At 39.7% G+C, this 5,470-nt stretch carries 5 protein-coding genes and 2 tRNA genes; 4 read left to right on the forward strand and 3 right to left on the reverse strand.

Annotated elements, in window-relative coordinates; translation table 11 throughout:
• Window positions 1-241: 241 nt before the first annotated feature.
• The 3 genes from B2V92_RS15970 to B2V92_RS15980 form a co-directional block, all read right to left on the reverse strand.
• Window positions 242-1,141, reverse strand: a complete 900-nt coding sequence (locus B2V92_RS15970) for an IPT/TIG domain-containing protein (RefSeq protein WP_293309908.1) — start codon at window positions 1,139-1,141, stop codon at window positions 242-244.
• 169 nt (window positions 1,142-1,310) lie between these two features.
• Window positions 1,311-1,382, reverse strand: a tRNA-Glu gene (locus tag B2V92_RS15975).
• Between the two features lie 72 nt (window positions 1,383-1,454).
• Window positions 1,455-1,527 (reverse strand) — tRNA-Met (locus B2V92_RS15980).
• A 114-nt stretch (window positions 1,528-1,641) separates the two neighbouring features.
• Between B2V92_RS15980 and era the strand changes: the two genes are divergently transcribed.
• The 4 genes from era to B2V92_RS16000 all read left to right on the forward strand — a co-directional run bounded on the left by era (window position 1,642) and on the right by B2V92_RS16000 (window position 5,368).
• Window positions 1,642-2,538, forward strand: a complete 897-nt coding sequence (era, locus tag B2V92_RS15985; protein ID WP_113949890.1) for a GTPase Era — start codon at window positions 1,642-1,644, stop codon at window positions 2,536-2,538.
• A 27-nt stretch (window positions 2,539-2,565) separates the two neighbouring features.
• Window positions 2,566-3,072 carry a TlpA family protein disulfide reductase gene (locus B2V92_RS15990; RefSeq protein WP_293309911.1) on the forward strand — a complete coding sequence of 169 codons (507 nt, stop codon included), beginning with the start codon at window positions 2,566-2,568 and terminating at the stop codon, window positions 3,070-3,072.
• A gap of 155 nt (window positions 3,073-3,227) precedes the next feature.
• Window positions 3,228-4,529 carry a ribosome biogenesis GTPase Der gene (gene der, locus B2V92_RS15995; RefSeq protein WP_293309913.1) on the forward strand — a complete coding sequence of 434 codons (1,302 nt, stop codon included), beginning with the start codon at window positions 3,228-3,230 and terminating at the stop codon, window positions 4,527-4,529.
• A 329-nt stretch (window positions 4,530-4,858) separates the two neighbouring features.
• On the forward strand, window positions 4,859-5,368 hold the full coding sequence (locus B2V92_RS16000; protein ID WP_293309915.1) for a GNAT family N-acetyltransferase: 510 nt from the start codon (window positions 4,859-4,861) through the stop codon (window positions 5,366-5,368).
• Window positions 5,369-5,470: the final 102 nt, after the last annotated feature.

Below are 5,470 nucleotides of genomic sequence, written 5' to 3' on the forward strand. Positions count from 1 at the left end.
ATTTGGTTCCAGGATTGATTATTGGTAAATAGCTGGATCTAAAAAGCAGTTGGAGGAACTTATGGTATTTGTTCTGAGGGAAAGAAACCATATCGTATTTACCCGGCAATCCCTTTGGCGCCACTTCGCACTGAAATGGGGGGCACTTTTAATGAAATGTAGATTGTTGTTAATAATTGGTGTTTCTAAAAACATGCGGTGCAAAACACTCTACTATAAAACTTCAAGATGATTTATACTGTTATTGATTTTCTTTGAGTTGAGAAATTTTCTGATTGCTGGCTTTAAAGGCTCTGATAAAATCATTTACTGTGATGTTTGGGCTAAAATCGGTATCCGAAGAGAGCAGCAATATGCCGGCGCTATAGCTTATCACAGAAACCCGGTTAATGGTCATTTTATCCTTGCTGGCAATCTTAATTAAGGTTGGTGTATTTACATTGTCATTTCGGATGTATGCGCGGTATTCTTTGATGGTTTTTGTGGCGTCATCCTTGTGGGTGTATCGGATGTAAGGAATGGTGGTTGTATCTGCAGAATTCATTGTAGGGAATGATGCGGTTACGTGTTTATCGCCGATGAAATCCAAGGTTGCCTTTTCTGCATGCACCAGTTCTGTTTGATAAATTTCTCCGGTAGCATCTTTATTGGTCATGATTCTCGAGGTAGTGCTATTGATATCTGTTGAGAGCAAGGTCGATTTGTCGCTGCTAACTATTGCGCTGCCAGCTTCCGTTGGTAATCTGGTAACGGTTAAGAAATATTTTATTGTTAATGCTATGCTGCTTTTTACCGTTGAGGTGGTGCCGTTAATATTTATACTGATGGTGAAACTACTGGTGGTCATGCTTGTCGGAACATCGAAAACGATTTGCGTTGGCACTACGGTTTTAGGCTTTAAGCTAATGCCATTGTCGAAAGTAATGGTAACCAGGCTTAGGTCTGTTCCAAAATTATTTCCGGTAATGGTTACTGTTTGGCCTATTGTTGCCTCAGCGGGACTAAAATTGGTAATTACCGGCGATTTAGATGCAGGAACCGGTTCGGGTTTAAGATCATCACCTTTATTTGAACAAGAACTGCCTAGTAAAAATATAATGAAAGTAATAAAATTGAAGAGATAAGAGCGAGTGGGTTTCATAATATGGTTTAACTGCAAGTTATGATAATTATTTCAAAGTAAAAAAATGGATTATCTGAAAAAATGTTGTTAGGCGATAATTTAAAAGCCAATAACGAATGTTGGGATAGTTGATTTTAGGAGGGTATAAAAGCAAAAATCCCGCTCTACTTATCGTAAAGCGGGATCGTAGCCCGTAGGGGAATCGAACCCCTGTTTCCAGAATGAAAATCTGGCGTCCTCACCCCTAGACGAACGGGCCATTTTCAGTTTCTAAATTTCCAGTTCTCAGCTTTCAGTTAAACTGATCACTGTAAACTGCCCACTGAATTAGTAGCGGGGACACGACTCGAACGTGCGACCTTCGGGTTATGAGCCCGACGAGCTACCAACTGCTCCACCCCGCACTCTATACAACCCGTTTTTTCTTTTGAATTAAATCCTTAACTCTGTTTCCGAATTGGAATGCAAAGATATAATTCGTTTCTTTGTGCTGCAAATTTTTTTTAAAAAATATTTTAATGGCGCATAAAGCAGGTTTTGTTAGTATAATAGGTAAACCAAATGTAGGTAAATCCACCCTCATGAATGTGCTTGTAGGCGAGCGGCTTAGCATTATAACTCCTAAGGCACAAACCACAAGGCACCGTATTTTAGGGATCGTAAATGAAGAGGAATATCAGATTGTTTTTTCTGATACCCCGGGTATAATCAAACCAAAATACAGCTTACAGGAGAGTATGATGAGCTTTGTAAACGGATCTTTAACCGATGCAGATGTACTTTTATTTGTAACCGATATTAACGAAGAATACGATGAAGACGACGTTCTGGAGAAAATCCTGAACCGCGATATCCCAACAATTGTACTCATCAACAAAATAGATAAGGCATTACAGGAACAGGTTGATGAAAAAATTGCCTATTGGCAGGAAAAATTGAATCCGGTTGCCATTTACGCAATTTCGGCGCTGCACAAACATAATGTAGACGGATTATTGGATCGCGTACTCGAAATGTTGCCCGAACATCCGCCCTATTATGATAAAGAAGATTTAACCGACCGTTCGGAACGGTTTTTTGTTTCGGAAATGGTACGCGAAAAAATCTTCCTTAATTACCAGAAAGAAATCCCTTACAGCACCGAGGTGATTGTGAAAAGTTTTAAAGAGGAGGAACTGAAAAACGGTAAAGGTTCGATGATTCGGATTACTGCAGAAATTGTGGTAGAACGCGATTCGCAAAAAAACATCTTAATTGGCACCGGTGGCAGTATGTTGAAAAAAGTAGGTACCGAGGCGCGCTTGGAGATCGAGAAATTTTTGGACAGTAAAGTTTTTCTGGAGCTGTTTGTAAAAGTGATCCCTGATTGGAGAAGCAAAAAGAACTACCTTAAAAGCTTTGGTTACGATAATTAATTCCGATTTTTATTAAAAAAATCAAAGATGAAAAAAGCTTTAACGTTGCTCTTGTTTCTCGTAAGTACAGTGGTTTTCGCGCAGGAATCGAACAATGGTAAAAAACTTTGGGCAAAATCGATACTGAACGAAAAAGCTCCGGAACTGGTGGTCGAAAAATGGATTTCGAAACAGCCCGATACCAAAGGTAAATTTGTGCTGATTGATTTTTGGGCAACCTGGTGCGGGCCATGCAGGGCTTATATCCCAACGTTGAACGATCTTCAGAAAAAATATGCCGACAAACTGGTTATTATCGGGGTTTCTGATGAAACTGCCGAAAAGGTTGAAGCTTTTGATAATCCGAAGATCAATTATTTTGAAGCCATCGATACCAAAGGAACAGTTAAGGATTCGATCCAGGTTAAAGGTATTCCGCATGCCATACTGATCGATCCTAAAGGTATTGTGCGTTGGGAAGGATTTCCTTTATTGCAGGGAAACCAGCTGACAGAAGAAGTGGTAAAAGGACTTTTAGAGAAGTATAAAAATTAATATTAATAAAGGTTACGAAAAATAACCGTACCTTTGCAGCCCGAAATAAATCGGTTAGTAGTTGATAGTCAATGGCTGATAGCCAAATAGTTTGGGCAGCTTGCGTAAACACCACGACCATTAACTATAAGCCATTAACTATCAATAGAACACCAATGAGTAATATTATAGCCATCGTAGGCAGGCCAAACGTAGGCAAGAGTACCCTTTTTAACAGATTAACCGAAAGCCGTAAAGCCATTGTTGATGACATGAGCGGTGTAACCCGCGACAGGCATTATGGCGTGGGCGAATGGATAGATAAACATTTTACCGTAATTGATACGGGTGGTTATGTAGCCAATTCGATTGATGTTTACGAAGCGGCAATCCGCGAGCAGGTAATGATCGCCATCGAAGAAGCCAGTGTGCTGATTTTTATGGTTGATGTAACTACAGGCATTACCGATCTGGATGATGACATTGCCCAGGTTTTGCGTAGAAGTAAAAAGCCGGTTTTCGTAGCGGCAAATAAGGTAGATAATACGGCTTTATATAACGAAATCCATACTTTTTATGGTTTCGGATTAGGTGAAGTTTTTCCATTGTCATCAATGACGGGTTCTGGAACAGGAGAGTTGTTGGATGAGATTGTTAAAAATTTCGAAGACGTTGAAGAAGAGGAAAACCAATTGCCTAAAATTACGATCGCGGGCCGTCCTAATGTAGGTAAATCTTCTTTGGTTAATGCTTTAATTGGCAAAGAACGTAATATCGTTACGGCTAATGCAGGTACCACCCGCGATTCGATCAAGATCCATTACAATCAGTTTGGTCACGAATTTATGCTGATCGATACTGCCGGATTACGTAAAAAAACCAAGGTTAAAGAAAACCTTGAATTTTACTCGGTAATGCGTACCATCAAGGCTTTAGAAGAGGCTGATGTTGTGGTATTGATGATTGATGCCGTAGAAGGTATCGAAAGTCAGGATATTAATATCTTCCACCTTGCAGAAAAGAACAAAAAAGGTATTGTAATCCTGATCAATAAATGGGATTTGATCGAAAAGAATACGCAAACGATGAAAGCTTTCGAAGAGCAGATCCACGAGCGTATCCGTCCTTTTACCGACGTGCCGATCATTTTTACATCTGTTTTGAACAAGCAACGTATTTTTAAGGCAATTGAAGCCGCTTTAGAGGTTTATAAAAACCGTAGCAAGAAAATCCCTACATCTAAACTAAATGATGTAATGTTGCCTTTGATCGAGAAATTCCCACCACCGGCATTAAAAGGAAAACACATTAAGATTAAATACATCACACAGATTAATGCTACTTCGCCAATGTTTGCGTTTTTCTGTAATCTGCCGCAGTACATTAAAGATCCGTATAAACGTTTCCTTGAAAATAAACTGAGAGAGAATTTCGATTTTTCAGGAGCTCCGATCCAGATTTATTTCAGACAGAAATAATTTAAGGTAGAGGGTTGAAGGCATAAGGTTTAAGGCCTGATTGCCTATCTCAAATGTTATAATGAACAGGGCTGTTTCTTTTATGAAGCAGCCCTGTTTTTGTTTGTTACAAAACGCCGTCATTTCGACTGAAGCACAGTCCCGAATGTTCGGGAGAGAAATCTAACTCGAGATAGATTTAGCTTCTTTTGTTCGTCGAGATTTATAATCTCGTCGCACCGTTCTGTGGATTTGAAATCCACGAAATATTAAAATTTAAAGACTGGGATTGCAAACCCCGACTAACCGAGAAATGACGGTAGCATGAGTATTATCCTTACCTTTGCCTCATGCAATTACAAGTACAAAATAGCCAGCCAACCGACATCGATACTATTTTCGAATTTTATGATATGGCTATCGCGCATCAAAAAAAGGTTTTTAACAAGCATTGGCAGGGCTTTAGCAGAGCGTTGGTGCAAACTGAAATTGATGAAAACCGTCAATATAAAATTCTGGTTGATGGAACTGTTGCCTGTGTATTTGCTGTTACTTTTAACGATCAGTTGATCTGGGGCGAACGGGATCATGATGCGATTTACATCCATAGGATTGTAACGCATCCTGATTTTAGGGGCTATTCTTTTGTAAAGGAAATTATTAAATGGGCCAAAGCTTTCGCTACGGAAAACAACATTAAATTTATCAGGATGGATACCTGGGCCGACAATGAAAAGCTCCTTGAATATTACACGGGCTGTGGCTTCGATTATGTGGGTGTGGTAACCATGGAAAAAACCGATGGCCTGCCAAAACATTACGAAGGCATCAGCTTAAGTTTATTTGAAATTGTGGTGTAGTACATTGCAAGCGAGGACCGTATGATGCAAAACCTTATTCCGTGATCATCTGTGCATCTGTGGCAAAAGTTAGTCATTGTCTTAGCGGGACGCTAAGACCAG

Source organism: Pedobacter sp. UBA5917, assembly GCF_002432345.1.
Lineage (GTDB): Bacteria > Bacteroidota > Bacteroidia > Sphingobacteriales > Sphingobacteriaceae > Pedobacter.